The following is a 23,080-nucleotide window of genomic DNA, read 5'->3' as shown; positions in this document are numbered from 1 at the left end:
CTCCCGGCCGCGCCGGCGACGGGGCACTCCTGGTCCCTGCGGGAAGTCAACCAGCTGCGCCCCGGTCAGGCAGCCTGGCGTCGCGCGCCCTCCTCTGCCCCGACCGCGGCACGGGCGGCCGGACCGGCAGCTCGGGAACCCGGTGTGAGGGGGCGCGGCCACCGCCCGGCGTGCCCGCCCTGCGCCGTGTCCCACCGCGTCGCCGGCGGGGCGACCCGCTCCCCCGTCGGTCCGGTGCGGGCGCCGCGGTTCCGCAGCGCGAGCCAGCTGACCAGCACCGCACCGCCGAGCAGCAGCAGGTGGCCGACCGCCCGGCCGGGGTGCACGTGACCGGCCCCGAGGTCGGCGACGGTGACCCAGGCCAGCACCGCGGTGAAGGGCAGCAGGAAGGGCAGGGCCCCGGCAGCCAGCCGCGGCAGCACGGCGACACCGAGGAAGCAGGCCGCCAGCCCCAGGTTCCAGGCCCCCGTCTCGTGTGCCAGGTGCACCGGGGCGGCCGCTGCACCACCGGCCCCCAGCAGCGCCGGGAGGCTGACCGCCAGCTGACCGGCGCCGACGGCCAGCAGGGCGAGCCGGAGGGCGGCGTCCAGCCACGCCCGGGCGCGGACCGCCGGCTGCACCGCGGGCAGCCGGCCCAGCACCGCTGCGGTCACGTCGGGCACCGCCGCGACCGGGGTCAGCCGCGCCCGCCGGGTCACCTCCGCCGCGGCCTCGGCCCACCCGCGGCAGGCCGGGCACCTGCCCAGGTGCTCGTCCACCCAGGTCTGCGGCAGGCCCGGGGACTCGCCGTCCAGGTCGGCGGAGACCGCCTCACGACAGGCTGCACAGCTCACGGTGGCATAGTCGCCGCCGACGACCGCAGAGTTCCCGGAGGGTGCACGTGGGGCAGCTGGAACGTCTCGCTGCCCGCGCAGCCGAGGGCGACAGACTGGCTCAGGCCGCGCTGATCCGGGAGACGCAGGCCGATGTGTGGCGGCTGTGCGCGCACCTGGCCGACCGCCAGGCCGCCGAGGACCTCACCCAGGAGACCTTCCTGCGGGCGCTCCCGGCGCTGTCCGGCTTCGAAGGCCGGTCGTCGCTGCGCACCTGGCTGCTGTCGATCGCCCGGCGGGTCTGCGCCGACCACCTGCGGTCCCGGAAGCGCCGCGGCCTGGTGCTCGTCTCCGACGACACCGACCTGGCCGACCTGGTCCGCGACGTGCCGGAGGACGAGGTGGGCGGGTCGGTCGCCGCGCAGGACGTGCTGGACCGGCTGGAGCCCGAGCGCCGGGAGGCCTTCGTGCTCACCCAGCTGATCGGGTTGCCCTACGCCGAGGCCGCCGAGGTGGTGGGCTGCCCGATCGGCACGATCCGCTCGCGCGTGGCCCGGGCCCGCGCCGACCTGGTCGAGGCGCTGGTCGCCGCCGACCACCCCCGCAGCCGCCGTCCCTCCTAGCGCCTCTCCCGGGGCCGAGGTCCCGACGTCGGCCCCACCGGTCAGGGGTGCTGGGCCGCCAGCCGGCGCAGGCGCTCGTTGTACGCGGTCAGCTCGGGGTCCTCGCCGCTCTCGCCGCGGGCGATCGCCCGGTCCCGGGTCCGGTCGGCGGCCCGGTTGGCCCGCTCCTCCGAGCGGGTCCACTGGAAGAAGACCACCGCCAGCACCAGCACGGTGGGGAACTCACCGAACGACCAGGCGATGCCGCCGGCCGCCCCCTGGTCATAGAGCGGGTCGATGCCCCAGGACTCCGGCGGGGTGGCGTAGCTGGTCAGCAGCACCGAGCTGCTCATCATCACGATCACGCCGAAGAAGGCGTGGAACGGGGCGGGCAGCAGCAGCTCGAGCATCCGGGCGCCGTGACCGGAGCGCCGGGGCCACGGGTCGATGGCCATGATCGGGCCGAAGAACAGCAGCCCGGTGACCAGGAAGTGCAGCAGCATGAACGTGTGCCCGACCGTCGTCGACATGAGGTCGTCGAACAGCGGGGTGAAGTAGACGCCGTAGAGGCTGGCGATGAACAGCGGCACGGTGAAGAACGGCGAGGAGACCAGCTGGCCCAGCCGGCTGTGCAGCGCGCCGAGCAGCGCCCGCCGCGGCACTCCCGCGGGTCCCTGCGCCGCGGGGAGGGCGCGCAGCATCAGGGTGACCGGGGCGCCGAGCAGCAACAGCAGCGGGATGATCATGCTCAGCACCATGTGCTGCACCATGTGCAGGCTGAACAGCACCATCCCGTAGCTCTGCAGGCCGCTGGCGGTGACGTGGAACAGGGCGGCGCAGCCGATCAGCCACGCGACCGTGCGGGTCGGCGCCCAGCGCACGCCCCGCCGGTGCAGCCGCCACAGGCCGACCAGGTAGCCGACGGCCAGCAGCACGGCCAGCCAGGCCACCGGCGAGGCGGCGGCCAGGTCCAGGCCCAGCACCCGCCCGGTCGTCGGCGGCAGCTCCGGGACGTGCATCCCACCCATGCCGCCGTGCTCGTGGCCCACGTCAGTCCTCTCTCGACTCCGCTGTGCGGCCCCCACGGTAGGCCTGGCCCGTCTCCCTCGCCGCAGTCGGCGAGGGAGACGGGCCCTCGGCTCAGCGCAGGGTGACCTGACGGGACAGCAGCCCGGCGCGGGCCCGACGCTCGTCGGCGTTCAGCGGCTCGGTGACCGCCAGCGCGGCCTCCAGCCGGGAGTGCAGCTCCGCCGAGGGACCTGCCCACTCGGCGCCCGGCACCTCACCCGGCACGTCCCACACCGGGACGGCGAGGCCGAGCGCACGGAAGGCACCGGCGTAGCGGGTGCCCTCCCCCAGGGTGAGCTGCTCGGCCGCGCCGAGCCGGGCGAGGGCGTCCAGCAGCGACTCCTCCGGCTCAGGGCGCACCCAGCGCACGTGCCCGCGCTCGGTGGTCGGCCGGCACCAGTAGGCAGCCTCCAGGCCGGCCAGCCGCACCGTGGGCATCACCATCTCGTTGGCCTGCTGCAGGCTGGCCCGGGCGGTCGCGTCGACGTCGGCGCCCTCGAGCCAGAAGCCGAAGTCGTCGTGCACGGTGACCTCGAACGGCGCCGAGAGGTCCAGCAGCTCCTGCAGCCGTGGGCCGGCCGAGCCGGCGGCACCGATCGGGCCCGGGTCGACGGGGGCGCCGGCCGGGGCCTCGAGCGCGGCGGCGAGCGCGGTGCCGAGATCGCGGCTGACGTCGTCGGAGGAGGTCTGCAGCTGGACGCCGAGCAGGATCTCGCCGTTGGCCCGCACCAGGGCGGGGGTGCCGCCGGGGAGAACGCTGGCCAACGTGACCGACCGGCCGTCCGTGGTGGTCAGCTTCGCGGTGGCGGCCGGCACGAGCTCGCGCAGCGCCACCCAGTCGACCTCGCCGGGCAGGCCCTCGAACGGGCGGAGCACCGGCTGGCCGTAGCCGGAGCCGTGGCAGTGCTTGTAGCGGCGGCCGGAGCCGCAGGGGCAGGGCGCCTTCGGGTTGGTCTCACCGGCTGTCGCAGCCGGGGCGGCGGGACGGCGGGTCGTAGTGCGGGCCATGCATGCGAGGGTAGTCAAAGGACCCTCTCGCCCCCCGCCCCTCGCAGGCTCGCGGCGGGACCCTGCGAGGGGGCCGCCCGCACTGCCGTGCCGCGCCGTCCCCCTCAGTACGCTGCTGCCGGTGACGCCGGCTCCCGCTCCGCTCGACCTGACCGACCCCGTCCTGGTCGCCGACCCCTACCCGGCCTTCGCCGTGGCCCGCGCCGCGGCGCCGGTGCAGTGGAACGAGCAGCAGGGCATGTGGCTGGCCCTCGGCCACGCCGAGGCCAACGCCGTCCTGCGGGACCGGCGGCTGGGCCGGATCTGGTCGGACCGGACGCCGGCGGAGCGGTTCGAGAGCTTCAACCTGATCCACCGCAACGCGATCCTGGAGATGGAGCCGCCCACCCACACCCGGCTGCGCCGGCTGATCAGCGCCGCGTTCGCCCGCGGACACGTCGAGCGGCTGCGGCCCTGGGTGCAGGAGCTGGCCGACTCCCTCGTCGACTCCCTCGTCGAGCGCTCCGCCGGCGAGACCGGCGTCGACGTGCTGTCCGGGATGGCCGAGGAGCTGCCGGTCGCGGTCATCGCCGAGCTGCTGGGGGTGCCGGCGGCCGACCGGCCGCTGCTGCGCCCGTGGTCGAACGCCATCGTCAAGATGTACGAGTACGGCCGGACGACGGAGGTGGAGGCCGACGCCGAGCAGGCCGCCGCCGAGTTCGTCGCCTACCTGCGCGAGCTGGCCGCCGAGCGGCGGACCTCCCCCGGAGAGGACCTGCTCACCCACCTGGTCACGGTGCGCGACTCCGAGGGCGACCGGCTCACCGAGGACGAGCTGGTCACCACCTGCATCCTGCTGCTCAACGCCGGCCACGAGGCGACGGTCAACGTGAGTGGCAACGGCCTGCTGGCGCTGCTGGAGCACCCGGACCAGCTGGACCGGCTGCGTGCGGACCCGGCCCTGCTCCCCACCGCGATCGAGGAGCTGATGCGCTACGACTCGCCGCTGCAGCTGTTCGAGCGCACCGCCACCTCCGACGTCGAGCTCGGCGGGGTCACCGTCGCCCGGGGGCAGAAGATCGCCGCCCTGCTGGGCAGCGCCAACCGGGACCCGGCCGTCTTCGCCGACCCGGACGCCCTCGACGTGGGACGCGCGGACAACCCGCACATCTCCTTCGGCGCGGGGGTGCACTTCTGCATCGGCGCCCCGCTGGCCCGGGTGGAGCTGCAGGCCTCCTTCGGTGCGCTGCTGAGCCGCACCTCCGGACTGGAGCTGGCCCGCCCGGCCCGGCGTCGCCCGGAGTTCGTCATCCGCGGGCTCCAGGAGCTGCCGGTCGTGCTCACCGGCCGCTGAGTGCGACAGCAGGGTGTGGTCTTTCGTGCGTAAGGCGGCGCGCTCCGGCGCGGGTCAAGCCGCGCCGCCTGACGTGGAGCCGCGCTGTGACCCGGCTCCACGTCCGACGATGCGGGTCAACCTCGGTGAGCCGCATGGAACGGCAGCCGGTGTCGCTGAGCCGTAGCAGGCCAGCGAGCCCCTACGGGCGCGGGGCGGGGTGCGGCATGCCGTTGCGCCGGGAGACGACCTCCCGGCACCGGTCCACGGGGCGTCCAAGATCCGTCACAGCTGGTGCTGACCGCGTCGGGGAGCCCCGGAAAGCTTTCCGGCGACCGGCTGCTCGGGCCGATGGCCTGCCTACCGTTGATCCGTCCGCCACACGGTGGGCTCCGGACGACGGCACCGCCGAACCTGCCCACCGTCGCCCGGACGTCACGAGACCACGGGCAGGCGCGGGGGACCCACCTCGCAGGACCAGGCCTCCGGGCCTTGGGGTGAAGCCGCATCGCGCGGCCGGGCAGCTCTCGCCCGAACCCGACAGCTAACTCCGCAGGCGGCGAGAGGCACACACACCCATGCTCAATCGCTTCACGGCACGGCGCGACCGCTCCACCGGTCGTTCCGCCCTCGCATCTGCGGCGCGGCCGGCCATGGTCGTCGCGGCAGCTGCAGCGATGTCCTTCGGGGTCATCGCACCGGCCCAGGCCCACACCGGCAGCCACACCGTCAGCCCCGGGGACACCCTCAGCAAGCTGGCCGGCAGCCACGGCACCACCTGGCAGGACATCCACGCCGCCAACCGCGACACGATCGGCAGCAACCCGAACGTGCTGCGCGTCGGCCAGGTGCTGACCATCGGCGGCGGCTCTGCCCCGGCGGCTGCACCGGCGGCCGCGCCCGCGGCGGCGACCGGCACCTACGTCGTGCGCCCCGGCGACACCCTCGGCAAGATCGCCGCGGCGCACGGCACCACCTGGCAGGCGCTCCACGCCGCCAACCGCGGCACCATCGGCGGCGACCCGAACGTGCTCCGCGTCGGGCAGAGCCTCACCCTCGGCGGCGGGGTGGCCCCGGCCGCGCCGGCGGCCCCGGCACCCAGCCGCCCGGTCGATCAGGCCGCCAGCCGCAGCGCCGACCGGACCGCCACCGGTGACCCCCGCAGCATCGGCCGGACCATGGTCGCCGAGCGCGGCTGGGGAGCCGGCGAGTTCACCTGCCTGGACAGCCTGTGGACCAAGGAGAGCAACTGGAACCCCACGGCCGACAACCCGAACTCCAGCGCCTACGGCATCCCGCAGGCGCTGCCCGGTTCGAAGATGGCCGCGGCCGGCCCGGACTGGCTCACCAACCCGGCCACCCAGATCACCTGGGGCCTGGACTACATCACCGACCGCTACGGCACCCCGTGTGCCGCGTGGGCGCACTCCCAGGCCCACAACTGGTACTGATCGACGCACGGCGCGGGTGGGTCGGCGCGGCTGCGCGCTGACCCACCCCGCCGGTCCGGGCGATGCGGACCTGCTGACGACGACGCCCCGGCCGGGCAACCGGCCGGGGCGTCGTCGTGCGTCAGAGTCCGTCCCTCAGAGGCGCTGGTTGAGCCGGTGGTAGGCGGCGCTCCAGCGGAGCTCCTTGGCCAGGCTGCGCCGGGTGGTGTCGGCGTCGATGAGCACCAGCTCGGTGTCGAAGACCTCGGCCAGGTCGGTCAGCTCGTCGGCACCCAGCTGGGTGGACAGCACCGTGTGGTGCGGCCCGCCGGCGGTCAGCCAGCCCTCGGTCGCCGTCTCGAAGTCCGGCCGGGGCTCCCAGACCGCCCGCGCCACCGGCAGGTTCGGCAGCGGCTCGGACGGGTCGACGACGTCGATCTCGTTGGCCACCCAGCGGAACCGGTCGCCCAGGTCGCACCAGCCCACCGTGATGCCCGCGGCGGGGGCGGCGGTGAACACCAGCCGCGCCGGGTCCTCGCGGCCGCCGATGCCCAGCGGGTGCACCTCCAGCCGCGGCTTGTCCCCGGCGATCGTCGGGCACACCTCGAGCATGTGGGCACCGAGGATCTTCGGGGTCTCCGCGGCCAGGTCGTAGGTGTAGTCCTCCATGAAGGAGGTGCCACCGGGCAGGCCCTGGCCGGCGACCTTGAGCACCCGCAGCAGCGCCGAGGTCTTCCAGTCGCCCTCGCCGCCGAAGCCGTAGCCGTCGGCCATCAGCCGCTGCACGGCCAGGCCCGGGAGCTGGCGCAGCCCGCCGAGGTCCTCGAAGTTGGTGGTGAAGGCACCGAAGCCGCCCTCGGTGAGGAACTGGCGCAGCGCCACCTCGACCCGGGCCTGGTAGCGCACGCTCTCGTGCCGAGCACCGCCGGGACGCAGGTCGGCGTCCATCTCGTACAGGTCGCCGTACTCGGCGATGACCGCGTCGACGGCGGAGTCACCCACGCGCTCGACGACCTCGACCAGGTCGTTGACGCCCCAGGTGTTCACCGACATGCCGAAGCGGATCTCCGCCTCGACCTTGTCGCCCTCGGTGACCGCGACGTTCCGCATGTTGTCGCCGAACCGGGCCAGCTTCAGGCCGCGGGCGGCGGCGGCACCGGCGGCAGCGCGGGCCCACGAGCCCACCCGGGTCTGCACCCGGGGGTTGCCCGCGTACCCGGAGACGGTGGTCCGCGGGGTGCGCAGCCGGGTGAGCATGAACCCGTACTCCCGGTCGCCGTGGGCGGCCTGGTTGAGGTTCATGAAGTCCATGTCGATCGTCGCCCACGGCAGGGCGGCGTCGGCCTGGGTGTGCAGGTGGAGCAGCGGCTTGCGCAGCGCGTCCAGCCCGGAGATCCACATCTTCGCCGGGGAGAAGGTGTGCATCCAGGTGATGACGCCGAGGCAGTTCGGGTCCTCGTTCGCCTCCCCCATCATCCGGCGGATGGCGCCGGCGTCGGTGAGCACCGGCTTCCAGACGACCCGGACCGGCACCGCGTCGGCGCCGTCCAGCATCGCGGCGACCCGCTGCGACTGCTCGGCGACCTGCTGGAGGGTCTCCTCGCCGTACAGCCCCTGGCTGCCGGTGAGGAACCAGATCTCCGAACCCTCGAATGCCACCTGCTGCTCCTTCGTGCTCATCGTTGTCCGTAGACGTTCTGGTAGCGCGCGTACAGCGAGTCGATGTCCGCCTGCGCGATCGGGACCGGCTCACCGAGCTGCCGGGAGAGGTGCACGGTGCGGGCGACGTCCTCGGTCATGACGGCGGCCTTGACCGCCGCCTTCGCCGAGGCCCCGATGGTGAAGACGCCGTGGTTCTTCATCAGCACCGCCGGCGAACGGTGCCCCTGCAGCGTGGCGACGATGCCCTGGCCGATCGAGTCGTCGCCGATCAGCGCGAACGGGCCCACCGGGATCGGCCCGCCGAACTCGTCGGCCATCGCCGTGAGCACGCAGGGGATCTCCTCCTGCCGCGCCGCCCAGGCCGCGGCGTAGGTGCTGTGCGTGTGCACCTGGCCGTTGACCTCGGGCATGTTCCGGTAGACGTAGGCGTGCGCGTCGGTGTCCGAGGACGGCGCCTTGACGCCGTCGACGGCGTTGCCGTCCAGGTCGCAGACGGTGATGCCCTCCCAGGTCAGCTCGTCGTACTCGACGCCGCTGCCCTTGATGACGAACAGGTCCTCGCCGGGCACCCGCTCGGACACGTTGCCCGAGGTCCAGGTGACCAGCTCGTAGCGGGTGAGGTAGGAGTGCAGGTGGGCGACGTGCTCGCGCTGCGCGCGCAACGTCCCCTGCTCGGTGCGGGTCGGGGTGGCGGTCATGCCGGCTGCTCCTCGGTGGTGGCGGTCGGGGTCGGGTCGGTCTGCCGGTCGCCGACGGCCACGTGCTCCACGGCGGCCCGCTCGACCGGGAGGGCGGCCACGTACCGCGCCATGAAGGCGTCGAAGCCCGCGACGTCGGCGGGGTCGGGTTCGGCGGTCGTCAGGCTCGCGCCGGCGAAGACCTCGGTGTCCAGGTACTCCGCCAAGCTCTGCTCCGGGGCGCGACCGGCGGCGAAGGCAGCCAGGACGGCGATCCCCCAGGCGCCGCCTTCGGCAGCGACGTCGCCGACAGCGACGGGGGTGTCGATCGCGGCCGCCAGGAAGCGCTGCGCCACGCCCTCGGTCTTGAACATGCCGCCGTGGGCGAACATCCGGTCCAGCCGCACGCCCTCGGCCTTCTGCAGCACGTCCATGCCGATCCGGAGCGTCGCCAGGGAGGAGAACAGGTGCGTCCGCATGAAGGTGCCGAGGTCCAGCGGGCTGTCCGGCGAGCGGAGGAAGAGCGGCCGGCCCTCCTCGAAGTCGGTGATCGGCTCACCGGAGAGGTAGTTGTAGGCGAGCATCCCGCCGCAGTCGCTCGCGCCGTCCAGGGCGGCGGTGAACAGCGCCTGGAAGACCTCGGACGTACCGGCCGGCGACCCCAGCGCCCGGGCGAACTCGGTGAACAGCCCGGCCCAGGCGTCCAGCTCACTGGCGCCGTTGTTGCAGTGCACCATCGCCACCGGGTCACCGGCCGGCGTCGTCACCAGGTCCAGCTCGCGGTGGGCCCGGGAGAGCGCGCCCTCGAGCACGACCATGGCGAAGACCGACGTCCCGGCGGAGACGTTCCCGGTGCGCGGAGCGACCGAGTTCGTGGCCACCATGCCCGTCCCCGCGTCGCCCTCCGGCGGGCAGAGCGGGACGCCGGCGCGCAGCCGCCCGGACGGGTCGAGGAGCCTCGCGCCCGCCTCGGTGAGGGTGCCGGCGGACTCGCCGGCGCGGGCGACGGCGGGCAGCAGCCCGGCCAGGGTCAGCTCGACCCCTGCCTCGGCCGCCAGCTCGTCGAAGCGGGCCAGCATCGTGGCGTCGTAGCCGCCGCCGGCGTCGACCGGGAACATGCCGCTGGCGTCCCCGACGCCCAGGACCTTCTCGCCGGTGAGCTGCCAGTGCACGTACCCGGCCAGGGTCGTCAGGTGGTCCAGCCGGGGGAGGTGGTCCTCCCGGTCCAGGATCGCCTGGTAGAGGTGCGCGACGCTCCAGCGGTGCGGGATGTTGACCCCGAGCTCCGCGCTGAGCCGCTCGGTGGCCCGCCCCGTGTTGGTGTTCCGCCAGGTGCGGAACGGCGTCAGCAGCTCACCGTCGGCGTCGAAGGCCAGGTAGCCGTGCATCATCGCGGACACGCCGAGCGCACCCACTCCGGCCAGCTCCACCCCGTGGCGCCGCCGCACGTCCTCGGTCAGGGCCGCGACGCTCTGCTGCACCCCGGACCACACGTCACCCAGGGAGTACGTCCAGAGCCCGTCGACCAGCTGGTTCTCCCAGTCGTGGCTGCCGACGGCGAGCGGCGCGTGGTCCGGGCCGATCAGCACCGCCTTGATCCGGGTCGAGCCGAACTCGATCCCCAGGGCCGTGCGACCGGAGGAGATCGCGGTGCCTGCGTCCATCGTCATGTCAGGAGCCCTTTCCGCCCACCGTGCCGGGCCTGGTGGCAGCGAGCCGGACAGCTGCCGAGGCGACACGGTGGTCGATTGTTAGCGTTAACAAAGCCTCAGTCAAACGGGCCGGGCCGGGCCGGTCGACCGCCGCACGATCAGCTGCGGCAGCACCGGCTGGGACTCCAACGGTTCGCCGCGCAGCCGGGCCAGCACCAGCTCCACACCCCGGCGGCCCAGCTCGGCGAAGTCCTGCCGCACCGTGGTGAGCGGCGGGCTGAAGTACCCGCACTCGGGCACGTCGTCGAAGCCGACCACGCTGATGTCCCCGGGCACCGACAGCCCCTCGTCGGCCAGGGCGCTGAGCAGGCCCAGCGCCATCTGGTCGTTGGCCACGAACACCGCGGTGACGTCCTCCTGCCCGGCCCGCACCCGCGCGGCGAGCGCCCGGCCGGCCGCGTGCCCCGAGGACGCCCACCAGTCCCCGTGCAGCGGTTCGGGCACGGGCGCGCCGGCGTCCTCCAGGGCACGGCGCCAGCCGATCACGCGCCCGTGGGACTCCAGCGAGTCCGGTGGCCCGGTGACGTGGTGCACCGTGCGGTGCCCGAGCTCGAGCAGGTGGCGGGTGGCCACCTCGGCCCCCACCTCCTGCGCCACCCACACCGTGGGCCGCGACTCGTCCCGGCCCACCTGCACGGCGATCAGCGGCACCGGCGCATCGAACCGCCGCAACGCATCCACCGCCTGGCCGTAGGTGGAGAGAGCGACCACCGCGTCGACGGACTGGGCCACGAAGCGGTCGACCGCCTCGCGCATCGCCGCTTCGCTGTCGTCGTCGAGGATGGCGACACGGAGGGAGTAGCCGGCCGCGCGGGCCGCCTTCTCCAGGCCGAGCAGCGTCTGCGCGGGCCCGTACTGGTTGATGTGCGAGATCACCAGCCCGAACGAGCGGGTCGAGCCGGTGACCAGGGCGCGGGCTGCCGCGTTCGGCCGGTAGCCGAGCTCGGCGATGGCCCGCTGGACGCGTTCCCTGGTCGCCGGCGCCACGTTCGGGTGCCCGTTCACGACTCGCGACACCGTCTGGTGCGAGACGCCGGCGTGCAGGGCTACGTCGGACAGCGCCAACGCGCGCGGCGCTCCATCGGTCAGCACGGTTCCCCCTTCAGCAGAGGGCGGCGCCGATGCCGTCCTCGAGATGAGGACGGCGCCGGTGCCGCCCTCGACTTGGTGGCTCCGCGACCTAGGTCAGCGGGAGGCGCCGGCGCGCCGCTTGTTGTACACGTCGAAGGCGACGGCCAGCAGCAGCACGAGGCCCTTGACGACCGACTGGATCGACTGGTCGACGCCCAGCAGCGACATGCCGTTGCTCATGACCGCCATGATCAGACCACCGACCATGGCCCCGACCACGGTGCCGACACCGCCGGTGACCGCCGCACCACCGATGAAGGCGGCGGCGATGGCGTCCAGCTCGAACATCTCCCCGGCCGCCGGCTGTGCACCGTTGGAGCGGGAGGAGTAGATGATCCCGGCCACCGCGGCCAGGAAGCCCATGTTGACGAAGATCCAGAAGTTGACGGCCCGCACCTTGACACCGGACAGGGTCGCCGCCGACAGGTTGCCGCCGATCGCGTAGACCTGGCGCCCGAACACGGTGTTCTTGGTGATCAGGCTGTAGGTGATCGCCAGCACGCCGAGGATGATCAGCACGATCGGCAGGCCGCGGGCGTTGGCCAGCTGCCAGGCGAAGGCCATCACGACGACACCGACGGCGACGACCTTGGCGATGAAGAGGGCCATCGACTCGACCGGCTGCCCGTAGCGGGCCCGTGCCGAGCGGGAGCGCCAGCCGCTCACCGCGTAACCGGCCACCGCCACCGCACCGATCAGCAGGGTGAACGCGTCGTAGCCGTTGCCGCCGAGCAGGCCGTTGAGGAAGCCGCTGGCCACGTCGCGGTACTCCGGCGGGAACGGCGACAGCGAGACGTTGTCCAGCACCTGGAGGGTCAGCCCGCGGAACAGCAGCATGCCGGCCAGGGTCACGATGAACGCCGGGATGCCGACGTAGGCGACCCAGAACCCGTGCCAGGCGCCGACGGCGAGCCCGACGGCGATCGCCGCCAGCGCACCGCCCCACCACGGCCACCCCTGCTGGATGACCAGCACGGCGGAGACCGCACCGGTGAGCGCGACCACCGAACCCACGGAGAGGTCGATGTGCCCGGCGATGATCACGATGACCATGCCGATGGCCAGCACCAGGATGTAGGAGTACTGCAGCACCAGGTTGGTGACGTTCCCCGCGCTGAGCAGGGTGCCGTCGGTCAGGAAGGCGAAGAGGGCGACGATCGCCACGAAGGCGACGTAGATGCCGCTGGTCCGCAGGTTGCTGCGGAGGAGCTCGCGGATGTGGCCCGAGCCGCTCTGCCCACCCTGGGTGGGCTTGAAGTCGGCGTTCGTCGGGGTCTGGCCCGCCTCTGGGGGAACGGTCCTGGTCATGCTGCGAGCTCCCTCTCCTTGGTCATGAGCGCCATCAGGCTCTCCTGGGTGGCCTCACGCACCGGCACCTCACCGGTGATCTGGCCGGCGGACAGCGTGTAGACGCGGTCGCAGGTGCCGAGCAGTTCGGGCAGCTCGGACGAGATGACGACGACGGCCTTCCCGGCCGCCACGAGGTCGTTGATGATCGTGTAGATCTCGTACTTGGCGCCCACGTCGATGCCGCGGGTGGGCTCGTCGAGGATGAGCACGTCCGGGTCCGTGTAGAGCCACTTGGACAGGACGACCTTCTGCTGGTTGCCACCGGAGAGCTTGCCCACGATCGAGGACACACTGGGTGCCTTGATGTTCATGCTCTTCCGGCTGGCCTCGGCGACCTTGGTCTCCTCGTTGCCGTTGACCCAGCCGCGACGGGACAGCTTGCCGAGCCCGGCGGCGGAGACGTTGCGCCGGATGTCCTCGATCAGGTTGAGGCCGTACTTCTTGCGGTCCTCGGTCGCGTAGGCGATGCCCTTGTCGATCGCCTCGCTGACGTTGCGGGTCTTCACCTCCTTGCCGTGCATGAAGACCTGCCCGGAGACGTGCCTGCCATAGGAGCGGCCGAAGATGCTCATCGCGAGCTCGGTGCGCCCGGCACCCATCAGCCCGGCGATGCCGACGACCTCGCCGGCCCGCACGGAGAAGCTGGCGTGGTCGACCACCAGTCGCTCCTGGGTCGGGTGCTTGACCGTCCAGTCCTCGACGCGGAGGACCTCCTCGCCCGGGTGCGACTCGCGCTCGGGGTAGTAGGACTCCAGGTCGCGGCCGACCATGCCGCGGATGATCCGCTCCTGGGTGACCTCGCCGGCGTGCAGGCTCAGCGTCTCGACGGTCTGCCCGTCCCGGATGATCGTCACGTTGTCGGCGATCGCGGTGATCTCGTTCAGCTTGTGCGAGATGATGATCGAGGTGATCCCGCGCTCCTGCAGCTTGCGGATCAGACCGAGCAGGTGCGCCGAGTCGGTGTCGTTGAGCGCTGCGGTGGGCTCGTCCAGGATGAGCAGCTTCACGTCCTTGGAGAGCGCCTTCGCGATCTCGACGAGCTGCTGTTTGCCGACGCCGAGCTGCCCGACGGGGGTGATCGCCTTCTCGCGCAGGCCCACGGACTCGAGCAGCTCGCTGGCCTCGGCGTTGACCTTGTGCCAGTTGATCAGGCCGCCACGGCCACGGCGCTCGTTGCCCAGGAAGATGTTCTCGGCGATCGAGAGGTAGGGCACCAGCGCGAGCTCCTGGTGGATGATCGCGATCCCCACGTGCTCGCTGTCGCGGATGCCGGAGAACCGGCAGACGTCGCCGTCGAAGACGATCTCGCCGTCGTAGGTCCCGGCCGGGTAGACCCCGGAGAGCACCTTCATCAGCGTGGACTTGCCGGCGCCGTTCTCACCGCAGATCGCGTGGACCTCGCCGCGGCGCACGGTCAGCGAGACGTCCTCCAGCGCCTTGACGCCGGGGAAGGTCTTGGTGATGGAGCGCATCTCCAGGATGTTGTCGTCCATGGACTCCGTCGTCCTCGTCACTCACAAGGGATGGATGGGCCGAGTGACAGGTCACTCGGGGTGTGGGGTTGCGGCCACCCCGGCGCCGGGATCCGGCAGGTGGGGTGGAACCGGCCGGGTCCGGCAGCACGCTGCCGGACCCGGCCGGGACTGGGGGCCGGACGTCAGTCCGACTGACCGGCGGCGACCTCTTCGGCCGTGTAGTACTCCGACTCGATCAAGACGGACTCGATGTCGTCCTGGTAGACCGTCTCGACCGGGAGCAGGTAGGCCGGGACGACCTTGACACCGTTGTCGTAGGTCTCGGTGTCGTTCGCCTCCGGCTCCTCCTCCTCGAGGTAGGCGGTCGCGGCGGCGACGGCCTGCTCGGCCAGCAGCCGGGTGTCCTTGAAGATCGTGGAGTCCTGGACACCGTCGGCGATGAGCTTGACGGAGGCGATCTCGGCGTCCTGCCCGGTGATCGCCGGCATCGGCCGGGGCTGCGCGTCCTGCGTCGGGCCGTAGCCGGCGTTCTGCAGGGCGGTGATGATGCCGCGGGAGATGCCGTCGTAGGGCGACAGGACGCCGTTGACGACCGAGCCGTCGTTGTAGCTGGAGGTCAGCAGGTCCTCCATGCGCCGCTGGGCCGTCTCCTGCGACCAGCGCAGCGTGGCGGCCTGCTCGATGCTCGTCTGGCCGGACTTGACGACCAGCGTGCCGTTGTCGATGTAGGGCTGGATCACCGACATGGCACCGTCGAAGAAGAAGCCGGCGTTGTTGTCGTCCAGCGAGCCGGCGAACAGCTCGATGTTGAACGGCCCGGTGACGCCGGTCGGGTTGCCCTCTTCGTCGGTGACGCCCAGGCCGGTCAGCAGGGCGGTGCCCTGCGCCTCGCCGACCCGGAAGTTGTCGAAGCTGACGTAGAAGTCGACGTTCTCCGTCTCCCGGATCAGCCGGTCGTAGCTGATCACCGGGATGCCCTGGTCAGCGGCGGCCTGCAGCTGGGAGCTGAGCGCGGTGCCGTCGATGGCGGCGACGATGAGCGCATCGGCGCCCTCGACGATCATCTGGTCGATCTGCTGCGCCTGGGTCGGGATGTCGTCGCCGGCGAACTGCAGGTCGACGGTGTACCCGGCCTCTTCGAGCTGGGACTCGACGTTCTCACCGTCGGCGATCCACCGCTCGGAGGTCTCGGTCGGCATCGAGACGCCGATGCTGAGGTCCGACGGGTCGGCGTCCGCGGTGTTGGTGTTGCTGCCGGCGCCCTCGCCACCACAGGCGGCAAGGGTGAGCGCCAGCGAGGCGCCCAGGGCGGTCAGACCGAGCTTCTTGTTCACTGCCACATCTCTCCTTCGAGACATCTGCCCCCTCATGGCGCAGGCCCGCCGCTGCGGGCTGACACAGTGTGAGCGCTAACAACCCCGGTCCGTCAAGCCCGTCGGCCCAAGTTGATCGTCACGGTCGCGTAACGGCCCGTTCATCCGGCGCCGAGCCGTCACGGACGGGGGACCCGACTCCCCCATCCGGGGGCGATCGGGCGTCGTCGACGGGTGGAACGTGAGCCCGGTCACTGGCACCATGCGGCCATGCGTGGGCTGATGCAGGACGTCCCCCTGACCATCGACACGATCTTCCGGCACGCCGAGCAGCACCACGGCGACGTCCCGATCGTCACCAACAACCCCAGCGGCAAGGTGCGCACCACCTACGCCGAGTGGGCGCAGCGCACCCGGCGCCTCGGCGGCGTGCTGGACACCCTGGGGATCAGCGCCGACGGCCGGGTGGGCACGTTCGCCTGGAACTCCGCCCGCCACCTGGAGCTCTACTTCGCCGCCCCCTGCACCGGACGGGTGCTGCACACCCTCAACGTGCGCCTCTTCCCCGAGCAGCTGACCTACATCGCCAACCACGCCGAGGACGAGGTCGTCTTCGTCGACCGCACCGTGCTGCCCCTGCTGTGGCCGCTGATCGACACGATGACGACCGTCCGCCACGTGGTGGTGATGGACGACGGCGGCGACAACGAGATCCCCGACGACCCGCGGGTGCTCGACTACGAGGCGCTGCTGGCCGACGCCGACCCGGTCGAGTTCGCCACCACGGACGAGAACGCGGCCGCCTCCATGTGCTACACCAGCGGCACGACGGGCAACCCGAAGGGCGTCGTCTACTCCCACCGGTCCACGGTGCTGCACACCATGGCCGTGGTCTCCCCCAACGGCTTCGGCATCGGGGTCGAGGACGTCGCGATGCCCGTCGTCCCGATGTTCCACGCCAACGCGTGGGGCATCGCGCAGGCCGCCCCCGCCGCCGGCGCGGCGATGGTCTTCCCCGGGGCGGTGATGCAGCCGCAGGCGCTGGCCGACCTGATCGTCGACGAGGGGGTCACCTTCACCGCCGGCGTGCCCACGATCTGGCAGGGCATGCTGCCGCACCTGGCCGGGCGCCCGCACCGGCTGCGCAAGATCGGCTGCGGTGGTTCCGCCGTCCCGAAGGCGCTGTCGGAGGCCTACCGCGAACAGGTCGGCCTGCCGATCTACCAGGCGTGGGGCATGACCGAGACCCACCCGGTCGCCTCCGGCGGCACGCTGTCGACCCGCTGGGCGGACGCCGACGAGGGCACCAAGGCCGAGCGGCGAGCCCGGGCCGGCCTGCCGCTGTTCGGCGTGCAGGCCCGGATCGTCGACGCGGACACCCTCGAGGAGCAGCCCTGGGACGACAAGGCCACCGGTGAGCTCCAGGTCCGCGGCCCGTGGTGCGCGAAGGAGTACTACGAGCCCGACGCCGGCGTGGAGCTGACCACCCCCGACGGCTGGATGAGGACCGGGGACGTCGCCGCGCTGGACGAGTTCGGCAACATCCGGATCGCCGACCGCACCAAGGACCTGATCAAGTCCGGTGGCGAGTGGATCTCCTCGGTCGACCTGGAGAACGCCATCATGAGCCACCCGGCGGTGAAGGAGGCCGCCGTCGTCGGCATCCCGCACCCGAAGTGGGACGAGCGGCCGCTGGCGTGCGTCGTCCTCAACGAGGGCCAGACGGCGACGGAGGGGGAGATCCTGGAGCACCTGCGGCCCCTGGTCGCCAAGTGGTGGATGCCCGAGGCGGTGGAGTTCATCGACGAGGTGCCCAAGACCAGCGTCGGCAAGTTCTCCAAGAAGGACCTGCGCGCCCGCTTCGCGGACTACCCCGTGCGCGACTGAGCCAGGACCCGGGGTCCGCTCAGACCACGTAGGGCGGGCGGCCGGTCTCGCTCACCATCGGCCGGCCGGCCGCGTCCCACTCGCCCATCCCGCCGCCGACGTTCACCGCGTCGTAGCCGTTCTGGTTCAGCCAGGCGGTCACCCGCGCCGAGCGCCCGCCGCTGCGGCAGGTGACGTACAGCGGGTCGCCCTCGGGCACCTCGCCGAGCCGGGCCGGGACGTCGCCCATCGGGATGTGCGTCGCGCCCTCGACGTGCCCGGCGGACCACTCGTCGTCCTCACGCACGTCCAGCACGACGGCGTCGTCGGGCACCTCGGCGGCGGGCACGGTCGGGACCTGCTGGGGCATCATCACGCCGTCCATCGTGGCACGCAGCACAGCGCGCCACCGGCGGTGCGGTCCCTCGCCGGCTCGGCACTGGGAGGATGGGCCCGATGTCCGCCTCCCCGCCCGCCCCCGTCCGGGAACCCGCCTGGTCGCTGTCCCGCGCCGCGATCGGGCTCTGGGTGACGCAGGCGGTCCTCGGCACGGTCGTGTACGCGGTGATCGTGGCGGCCGCGATCGTCTTCGTGCCCGCCGACGCCGGCTGGGCCGTCCCCCTGCTGCGCTGGCTGGGCCCGGCCTTCGTGCTGGTCTACGCCGTGGTCGCGATCGGGATCCGCCCCCGGCTGCGGTACCGGGTGCACCGCTGGGAGGTCACCGCCGAGGCGGTCTACACGCTCACCGGCTGGCTGACCCGCACCTGGACCCTGGTGCCCATCTCCCGGATCCAGACCGTCGACGTCAACCGCGGGGTGTTCCAGCAGCTGTTCGGCCTGGCGACCGTCGCGGTGCTGACGGCGTCCTCCCAGGGCACCGTCCGGGTGCCGCACCTGGAGGTGGACCTGGCCCGGCGGGTGGCCGAGGACCTCGCGCGGCGGGCGGAGCTCGTGCACGACGAGGCCACGTGACCGGCGCACCGGAGGCGCCGGGACGGCGGACGTCGCCGTGGGTGCTGCTGCTGCACACCGTGACCTTCCGCCAAGCGCGGGCCCTGGTGCCGGCGGTGCTGGCCCTCGGGGTCACCCGCGGCCTCGGCAACGGCCTGGGCACGGTGGTCGCGCTGGTCGTCGGGATCACCGTGCTCTCGCTGCTGGGCGCGGCGATCAGCTGGTGGCGGTTCAGCTACACCGACGGGGACTCCGCCGTCGTCGTCACCCGCGGGCTGCTCTCCCGGTCGGCGCGCACCGTGCCCAACGACCGGATCCGCGGGGTCGAGGTCGAGGCGCCGGTGCTGCACCGGCTGCTCGGGCTCGTCCGGGTGCGGATCGACGCGGCGGCGGGCTCGGTGACCAGCGAGGAGGAGCTGGTCATCGACGGGGTCACCCGCGCCGAGGGCGACCGGCTGCGCCACCGGCTGCTCACCCACGCAGCCTCGGCACAGGACCTCGCGGAGGGCGGCCGGCACGCCGCCGCCGAGCCGGAGGAGGAGCTGCTCCGCTTCGACTACCGCTGGCTGGTCTACGCCCCGCTGGTGGGCAGCTACCTGGCGGTGCCGCTGGCCGCCGGCGGCGCGCTGCTCCGGGCCGCCGAGGAGCTGCCCGAGCAGTTCCGGCCGGAGTTCTGGTCGCCGGACGTCTCCGACACCCGGATCGTGGTCCGGCTGGTGGTGGGCGCACTGCTCCTGCTGATCCTGGGGTCGATCCTCGGCAGCGCCCTGGTGAACTGGCGGTTCCGGCTGCTCCGGCGCGGTGGTGCGCTCGTCGCCGTCCGCGGCCTGGTCACCCGCCGGCACACCGAGCTGGACATCGACCGGATCCGGGGCTGCACCATCAGCGAGGGGCTGGGCATGCGGCTGGTCGGCGCGGCCCGGGTCAGCGCCCTGGTCACCGGACTCGGAGACGCGACGCGACGAGGCCAGGTGCTGCCGCTCGGACCGGTGGAGCTGGCCCGCGCACTCTCCGCCGAGCTCGTCGACCACCCCGGTCCGCTGCACCGGCACCCCCCGGCCGCCCGTCGGCGGAGCATCGCGCGGGGCACCACACCCGGGCTGCTGGTGGCGGCCGCGGGCGGGGTGCTCGTGGCGATGACGGGCTGGTGGCCGATGCTGGCCGCCGGGGGCGTCCTCGTGCTGCTCGGCGTCCCGCTCGGCCTGGCCCGCTACAACGCGCTCGGGCACGTGGCGGGCCCGCGGTCGTTCGCGATGCGCTCGGGGTGGCTGGTGCGCAGCCACACCGTGCTGCAGGACCGCGCCGTGGTGGGGTGGCAGGTGCGGCAGTCCCTGACCCAGCGCCGGGCCGGGCTGGTGACCGTGCTGGCGTGCGTCGGCGCCGGCAGCGGGGGCTACACCGTGCGGGACATGGCCGCCGCCGAGGCCCCTGAGTTCGCCCAGGCCGCGTCCGGTGCCTGGGCGGCCACCCTCACGCCGTACGGCTGACCCGGGCTCCCTCGTCAGTCCGCGACCAGGCCGCTGAGCAGCCCGGACGCTGCCGCGGGTGCGTCCCTGGCGAGCAGGCCGGCCGCAGCCAGCACGTACCGCCGGTCGACGACCACCCGCGCGCCGGCCAGCACCCCGCCGGCCCCACCGCGGTCGGCCGCCACCCGCTGGACCACCGCGGCCGTTGCCGCCGGCGCCGCATGCCGGAAGACACCGCCGGAGAGCACCACCAGCCCCACCCCGCGCGCACTCGCGCCGCCGGGGCCGTAGGCCGCCTCGGCCCGCAGGTGCCGGCGCAGCGCCACCACCGCCGCGACCTCGCCGAGGGCCAGCGGGTCGTCCCCGGGCGCGGACAGCCCCTCGTCCCCGGCCGCCTGCCGCAGCGCGTCGGCGCTGGCGTGCACCCCCAGGTCACCCTCCACGGTGCGCCGCCGGGCCGGCACCCCGACCGCGGCGCGGTGCAGCGACGCCTGCTCGGCGTCGACGGCCGGCACGCAGTACACGTCGGTCGTGGCCCCGCCGACGTCCAGCACCAGCACACCCGGGGCCTCGGCGGCGGCCCGCAGCTCGGCCAGGACCGCCACGCCGTCCAGCACCGCGTCCGGCGTGACCGCCCGCACCCACCGGCGCAGCCGCGGGTCCGCCGACAGCCGGGCCCCGCCGATCACGTGGGTCAGGAAGACGTCGCGGATCGCCGCGCGGGCCGACTCCGGGGCCAGCCGACCGATGTCGGGGAGCACGTTGTCGGCCGGGGTGACCGGGGCGCCTGCCGCCGCCAGGACGGCGCAGACCTCCGCCCGGACGGCTACGTTGCCGGCCACCACCACCGGGACGGACCGCTCCGTCCCGGTCAGGGCGGCGGCGTTGTGCCGCAGCACGGTGGCGTCGCCGCCGTCCGTGCCGCCGACCAGCAGGACGACGTCCGGGGTGGCGGCGGCCAGCCGCCCGAGCGCCGCGGCGTCCAGCCGGCCCGCGGCCACGTGCACCACCCGGGCCCCGGCGGAGAGGGCGGCCCGGTGCCCGGCCTCCGCGCTGATCAGCTCCTCGTAGCCGACGACCGCCAGCCGCAGGCCACCCCCGGCGCTGGAACAGGCGCGCACCGGCGCGTCCCACCCCTCCGTCGCGGCCAGGACGCCGCCCACCACGTCCCCCGGCGTCGTCGGCGCCTGGCGTGTGTCGACCAGCCGCCCGCTGGCCGGCTCGACCAGCGCCGCCTTGGTCCAGGTGGAGCCGATGTCGACGCAGGCGAGCAGGGTCACGCCGGTCGCAGCCCGGCGGTCGCCGCCCCCGCGGTGAGCTCGTCCAGCCCGAAGGCCTGCACCGGCCCGAGGGCGCCGGCGCCGTGGACCCCGCCGTCGGCGGCCCGGACCGCACCCCAGGCGAGCAGGTCCGCGGTCATCCCGTAGGGGTCGCCGCCGCGGAGCCGCACCCGGGCGACCCGCTCCCCCGACCGGTCGCGCACCTCGGCGACGACATGGGTGCGGGTCTCCCCCTCGGCAGTCGGCGCGTCGGCGAACCGGCGCCCGACCAGGTCGGCGAGCTGCTCCACCCGCGCCGTGGCTCCCGGCACCCGGCCCAGCAGCGGGGCCAGCGGCGCGAGCCGGTGGGCGACCGGCGTCGCCGCGCCGAACCAGGCCAGGTACACGCCGACCTCCCGCAGGGACGGCGACAGGTCCGGCAGCGTCAGGTGCTCCGAGCCGCCCACCGACAGGCCCCGGCGGGTGCGACCGGCCACGTCGAACCGCCAGTCCCGCGCCCCGGCGGGCTCCTCGACCAGCCGGCCCCCGCGCCAGGCGTGCCCCGGCTCCAGCAGCACCCCGATCAGCGAGACCAGCGTGCCGCGGGAGAAGCCCTGCCCCCCGCCGCCGTCCAGGCCGTAGCCGACGTCCAGCCGGTGCGCCCGGTCGCCGGCCTCGGCCAGGGCCAGCGCGCCGGCCAGCACCCCGGGCACGTAGTCGTGGCCGAAGGCGGTCAGCAGCACCGCGCCCGAGGCCTGCGCCCGCGGCCCGAACTCCTCGAACACCCGGCGCAGGAAGGGCGGTTCGCCCGTCGAGTCCAGGTAGACCGCCCCGGCGTCGGCGGCCGCGGCGACGGCGGCCTCCCCCAACCGCTGGAACGGCCCCACCGTGGTGACCAGCACGTCGCCCGCACCGAGCAGCGCGCGCACCGATCCCTCGTCGGTGACGTCGGCGGCCGCGGTCTCCAGCGGCCCGGCCGCACCGCCGAGCCGGTCGGCGAGGGTGGCGAGCCGGGCGGGGTCACGCCCGGCGAGCACCGGGCGCGCGCCGCGGGCGGCCAGGGCGGCCGCCGTCCGGCCGCCGGTGTGGCCGGTGGCCCCGAGCAGGACGATCCGTGCAGGCATGGGCGGACCCTAGCCACGACGCGCCACGGCAAACCGGAACTGCCCGGTCCGCGGGTGCGGCGCGACGCTCCGGGTAGCCGAGGGCGTGATGCACGTCCCGATGCACCACTCAGCGTCCCGTGCCGGATCCGGTCGCCTCGAGCCCGACCCGCCCGGCGAGCGCGGCCGCCTCCACCCGGGTGGAGACCCGCAACTGGCGGAGCAGGTTGGCCACCAGCCGCTTCACGGTGCGCTCGGAGACGTGCAGCGTCGTGGCGATGTCGACGGTGCTGGTGCCGGCGGCCACCAGCCGCCAGAGCCGGCGGTCGTCGGCGGACAGCTGCGCGGCGATGCCCTGGTCCGCGGTGGGCGCCGCGTCGTCCAGCAGCTGGCGCAGCAGCGACTCGGGGATCACCGACCACCCGTCGAGGACGGCGAGCAGCGGGCGGACCAGCGCCTCCGGGCTGGCGGTCTTCGGCAGGAAGGCGCTCGCCCCGGCCCGCAGCGCCTCCAGGGCCGCGTCGGCCTCGGCCAGCCCGGACAGCGCCACGACCCGGGTCATCGGCTCGGTGCGCCGGATGGCCGCGATGGCGCGGGTACCGCCGGGCGGCGGCATGTGCAGGTCGACCACCGCCACGTCGGCGTGGTGCCTGCGCACCAGCGCGGCCCCCGCCGAGGCGTCGTCCGTCGTCCCCACGACCCGCACCCGCCCATTGCTCTCCGGGGGCAGCAGCAGCTCCAGCCCCCGGCTGAACAACGGGTGGTCGTCGATCACCACCACGTCCACGGGGGGACGGTGCTCAGCAGCGGCACCGACGTCGAGTCCCTCCACGTCACTCCCACAGGTCGACTGCGCCCGGCGTGGCTGACCGTCCGCACTCCC

At 73.7% G+C, this 23,080-nt stretch carries 20 protein-coding genes and 1 riboswitch; of the genes, 6 read left to right on the top strand and 14 right to left on the bottom strand.

The genetic code is table 11. From position 1 onward, the window contains the following. Nucleotides 1-65 precede the first annotated feature (65 nt). A complete protein-coding gene (locus O2V61_RS00330) occupies nt 66-833 on the bottom strand; it encodes a zf-HC2 domain-containing protein (RefSeq protein WP_269181351.1) in 768 nt (255 codons plus the stop codon). Between the two features lie 41 nt (nt 834-874). Between O2V61_RS00330 and O2V61_RS00325 the strand changes: the two genes are divergently transcribed. Continuing rightward, the gene (locus tag O2V61_RS00325) at nt 875-1,435 is read left to right on the top strand and encodes a sigma-70 family RNA polymerase sigma factor (protein ID WP_269181350.1); all 561 of its coding nucleotides are present in this window, start codon (nt 875-877) and stop codon (nt 1,433-1,435) included. A 41-nt stretch (nt 1,436-1,476) separates the two neighbouring features. Here the strand turns inward: O2V61_RS00325 and O2V61_RS00320 are convergent, their stop codons facing one another. Both O2V61_RS00320 and O2V61_RS00315 read right to left on the bottom strand, forming a co-directional pair. After that, nucleotides 1,477-2,463, bottom strand: coding sequence for a cytochrome c oxidase assembly protein (locus O2V61_RS00320; RefSeq protein WP_269181349.1), 987 nt, complete (start codon nt 2,461-2,463; stop codon nt 1,477-1,479). A 91-nt stretch (nt 2,464-2,554) separates the two neighbouring features. Next, a complete protein-coding gene (locus tag O2V61_RS00315; protein WP_269181348.1) occupies nt 2,555-3,490 on the bottom strand; it encodes a DUF5926 family protein in 936 nt (311 codons plus the stop codon). 121 nt (nt 3,491-3,611) lie between these two features. On the opposite strand from O2V61_RS00315, the gene O2V61_RS00310 reads away from it, so the two are divergent. Together O2V61_RS00310 and O2V61_RS00305 are read left to right on the top strand one after the other, a co-directional pair. Further along, nucleotides 3,612-4,823, top strand: a complete 1,212-nt coding sequence (locus tag O2V61_RS00310) for a cytochrome P450 (RefSeq protein WP_269181347.1) — start codon at nt 3,612-3,614, stop codon at nt 4,821-4,823. A gap of 434 nt (nt 4,824-5,257) precedes the next feature. Continuing rightward, a riboswitch (cyclic di-AMP (ydaO/yuaA leader) is annotated at nt 5,258-5,356 on the top strand. 123 nt (nt 5,357-5,479) lie between these two features. Further along, nucleotides 5,480-6,253, top strand: a complete 774-nt coding sequence (locus O2V61_RS00305; protein WP_269181346.1) for a LysM peptidoglycan-binding domain-containing protein — start codon at nt 5,480-5,482, stop codon at nt 6,251-6,253. Nucleotides 6,254-6,388: 135 nt separating this feature from the next. Here the strand turns inward: O2V61_RS00305 and araA are convergent, their stop codons facing one another. The 7 genes from araA to chvE all read right to left on the bottom strand — a co-directional run bounded on the left by araA (nt 6,389) and on the right by chvE (nt 15,573). Next, nucleotides 6,389-7,912 carry an L-arabinose isomerase gene (gene araA, locus O2V61_RS00300; RefSeq protein WP_269181345.1) on the bottom strand — a complete coding sequence of 508 codons (1,524 nt, stop codon included), beginning with the start codon at nt 7,910-7,912 and terminating at the stop codon, nt 6,389-6,391. Next, nucleotides 7,909-8,592 (bottom strand): L-ribulose-5-phosphate 4-epimerase, encoded by a 684-nt coding sequence (locus O2V61_RS00295; protein ID WP_269181344.1) that lies wholly within the window; start codon nt 8,590-8,592, stop codon nt 7,909-7,911. Before O2V61_RS00295 ends, araA begins: the two co-directional genes overlap by 4 nt. Beyond that, complete coding sequence (locus O2V61_RS00290) at nt 8,589-10,241, bottom strand: xylulokinase (RefSeq protein ID WP_269181343.1); 1,653 nt, start codon at nt 10,239-10,241, stop codon at nt 8,589-8,591. Before O2V61_RS00290 ends, O2V61_RS00295 begins: the two co-directional genes overlap by 4 nt. Nucleotides 10,242-10,343: 102 nt before the next feature. Continuing rightward, nucleotides 10,344-11,375, bottom strand: a complete 1,032-nt coding sequence (locus O2V61_RS00285; protein WP_269181342.1) for a LacI family DNA-binding transcriptional regulator — start codon at nt 11,373-11,375, stop codon at nt 10,344-10,346. Between the two features lie 93 nt (nt 11,376-11,468). Continuing rightward, the gene (gene mmsB / locus O2V61_RS00280) at nt 11,469-12,722 is read right to left on the bottom strand and encodes a multiple monosaccharide ABC transporter permease (protein WP_269181341.1); all 1,254 of its coding nucleotides are present in this window, start codon (nt 12,720-12,722) and stop codon (nt 11,469-11,471) included. Further along, nucleotides 12,719-14,257 (bottom strand): multiple monosaccharide ABC transporter ATP-binding protein, encoded by a 1,539-nt coding sequence (gene mmsA, locus O2V61_RS00275; protein ID WP_269181340.1) that lies wholly within the window; start codon nt 14,255-14,257, stop codon nt 12,719-12,721. The genes mmsB and mmsA overlap by 4 nt, the downstream gene beginning before the upstream one ends. 164 nt (nt 14,258-14,421) lie before the next feature. After that, complete coding sequence (gene chvE, locus O2V61_RS00270; protein WP_269181339.1) at nt 14,422-15,573, bottom strand: multiple monosaccharide ABC transporter substrate-binding protein; 1,152 nt, start codon at nt 15,571-15,573, stop codon at nt 14,422-14,424. A 249-nt stretch (nt 15,574-15,822) separates the two neighbouring features. On the opposite strand from chvE, the gene O2V61_RS00265 reads away from it, so the two are divergent. Further along, nucleotides 15,823-17,439: a long-chain fatty acid--CoA ligase gene (locus O2V61_RS00265; protein WP_269181338.1), complete on the top strand. Its 1,617-nt coding sequence runs from the start codon at nt 15,823-15,825 to the stop codon at nt 17,437-17,439. Nucleotides 17,440-17,458: 19 nt separating this feature from the next. On the opposite strand, the gene O2V61_RS00260 is transcribed toward O2V61_RS00265, so the two are convergent. Then, complete coding sequence (locus O2V61_RS00260; protein WP_269181337.1) at nt 17,459-17,818, bottom strand: rhodanese-like domain-containing protein; 360 nt, start codon at nt 17,816-17,818, stop codon at nt 17,459-17,461. Between the two features lie 56 nt (nt 17,819-17,874). Here O2V61_RS00260 and O2V61_RS00255 point away from each other — a divergent pair, with 56 nt between their 5' ends. Further along, nucleotides 17,875-18,390 (top strand): PH domain-containing protein, encoded by a 516-nt coding sequence (locus tag O2V61_RS00255; protein WP_269181336.1) that lies wholly within the window; start codon nt 17,875-17,877, stop codon nt 18,388-18,390. After that, nucleotides 18,387-19,856, top strand: coding sequence for a PH domain-containing protein (locus O2V61_RS00250; RefSeq protein WP_269181335.1), 1,470 nt, complete (start codon nt 18,387-18,389; stop codon nt 19,854-19,856). The genes O2V61_RS00255 and O2V61_RS00250 overlap by 4 nt, the downstream gene beginning before the upstream one ends. Nucleotides 19,857-19,870: 14 nt before the next feature. Here O2V61_RS00250 and O2V61_RS00245 read toward each other — a convergent pair whose 3' ends face one another. From O2V61_RS00245 to O2V61_RS00235, 3 genes are all read right to left on the bottom strand, one after another. Continuing rightward, complete coding sequence (locus tag O2V61_RS00245; protein ID WP_269181334.1) at nt 19,871-21,115, bottom strand: glutamate mutase L; 1,245 nt, start codon at nt 21,113-21,115, stop codon at nt 19,871-19,873. After that, entirely contained in the window at nt 21,112-22,218 is a 1,107-nt protein-coding gene (locus O2V61_RS00240; protein ID WP_269181333.1) for a hypothetical protein, read from the bottom strand. The genes O2V61_RS00245 and O2V61_RS00240 overlap by 4 nt, the downstream gene beginning before the upstream one ends. 109 nt (nt 22,219-22,327) lie before the next feature. Next, complete coding sequence (locus O2V61_RS00235) at nt 22,328-22,984, bottom strand: response regulator (RefSeq protein ID WP_269181332.1); 657 nt, start codon at nt 22,982-22,984, stop codon at nt 22,328-22,330. Nucleotides 22,985-23,080 lie beyond the last annotated feature (96 nt).

Origin of the sequence: Modestobacter sp. VKM Ac-2985 (genome assembly GCF_026967925.1) — a bacterium.
GTDB lineage: Bacteria > Actinomycetota > Actinomycetes > Mycobacteriales > Geodermatophilaceae > Modestobacter.
Note: the sequence above shows the minus strand (reverse complement) of the source record. Positions and strands in the feature narration are given on the sequence as shown.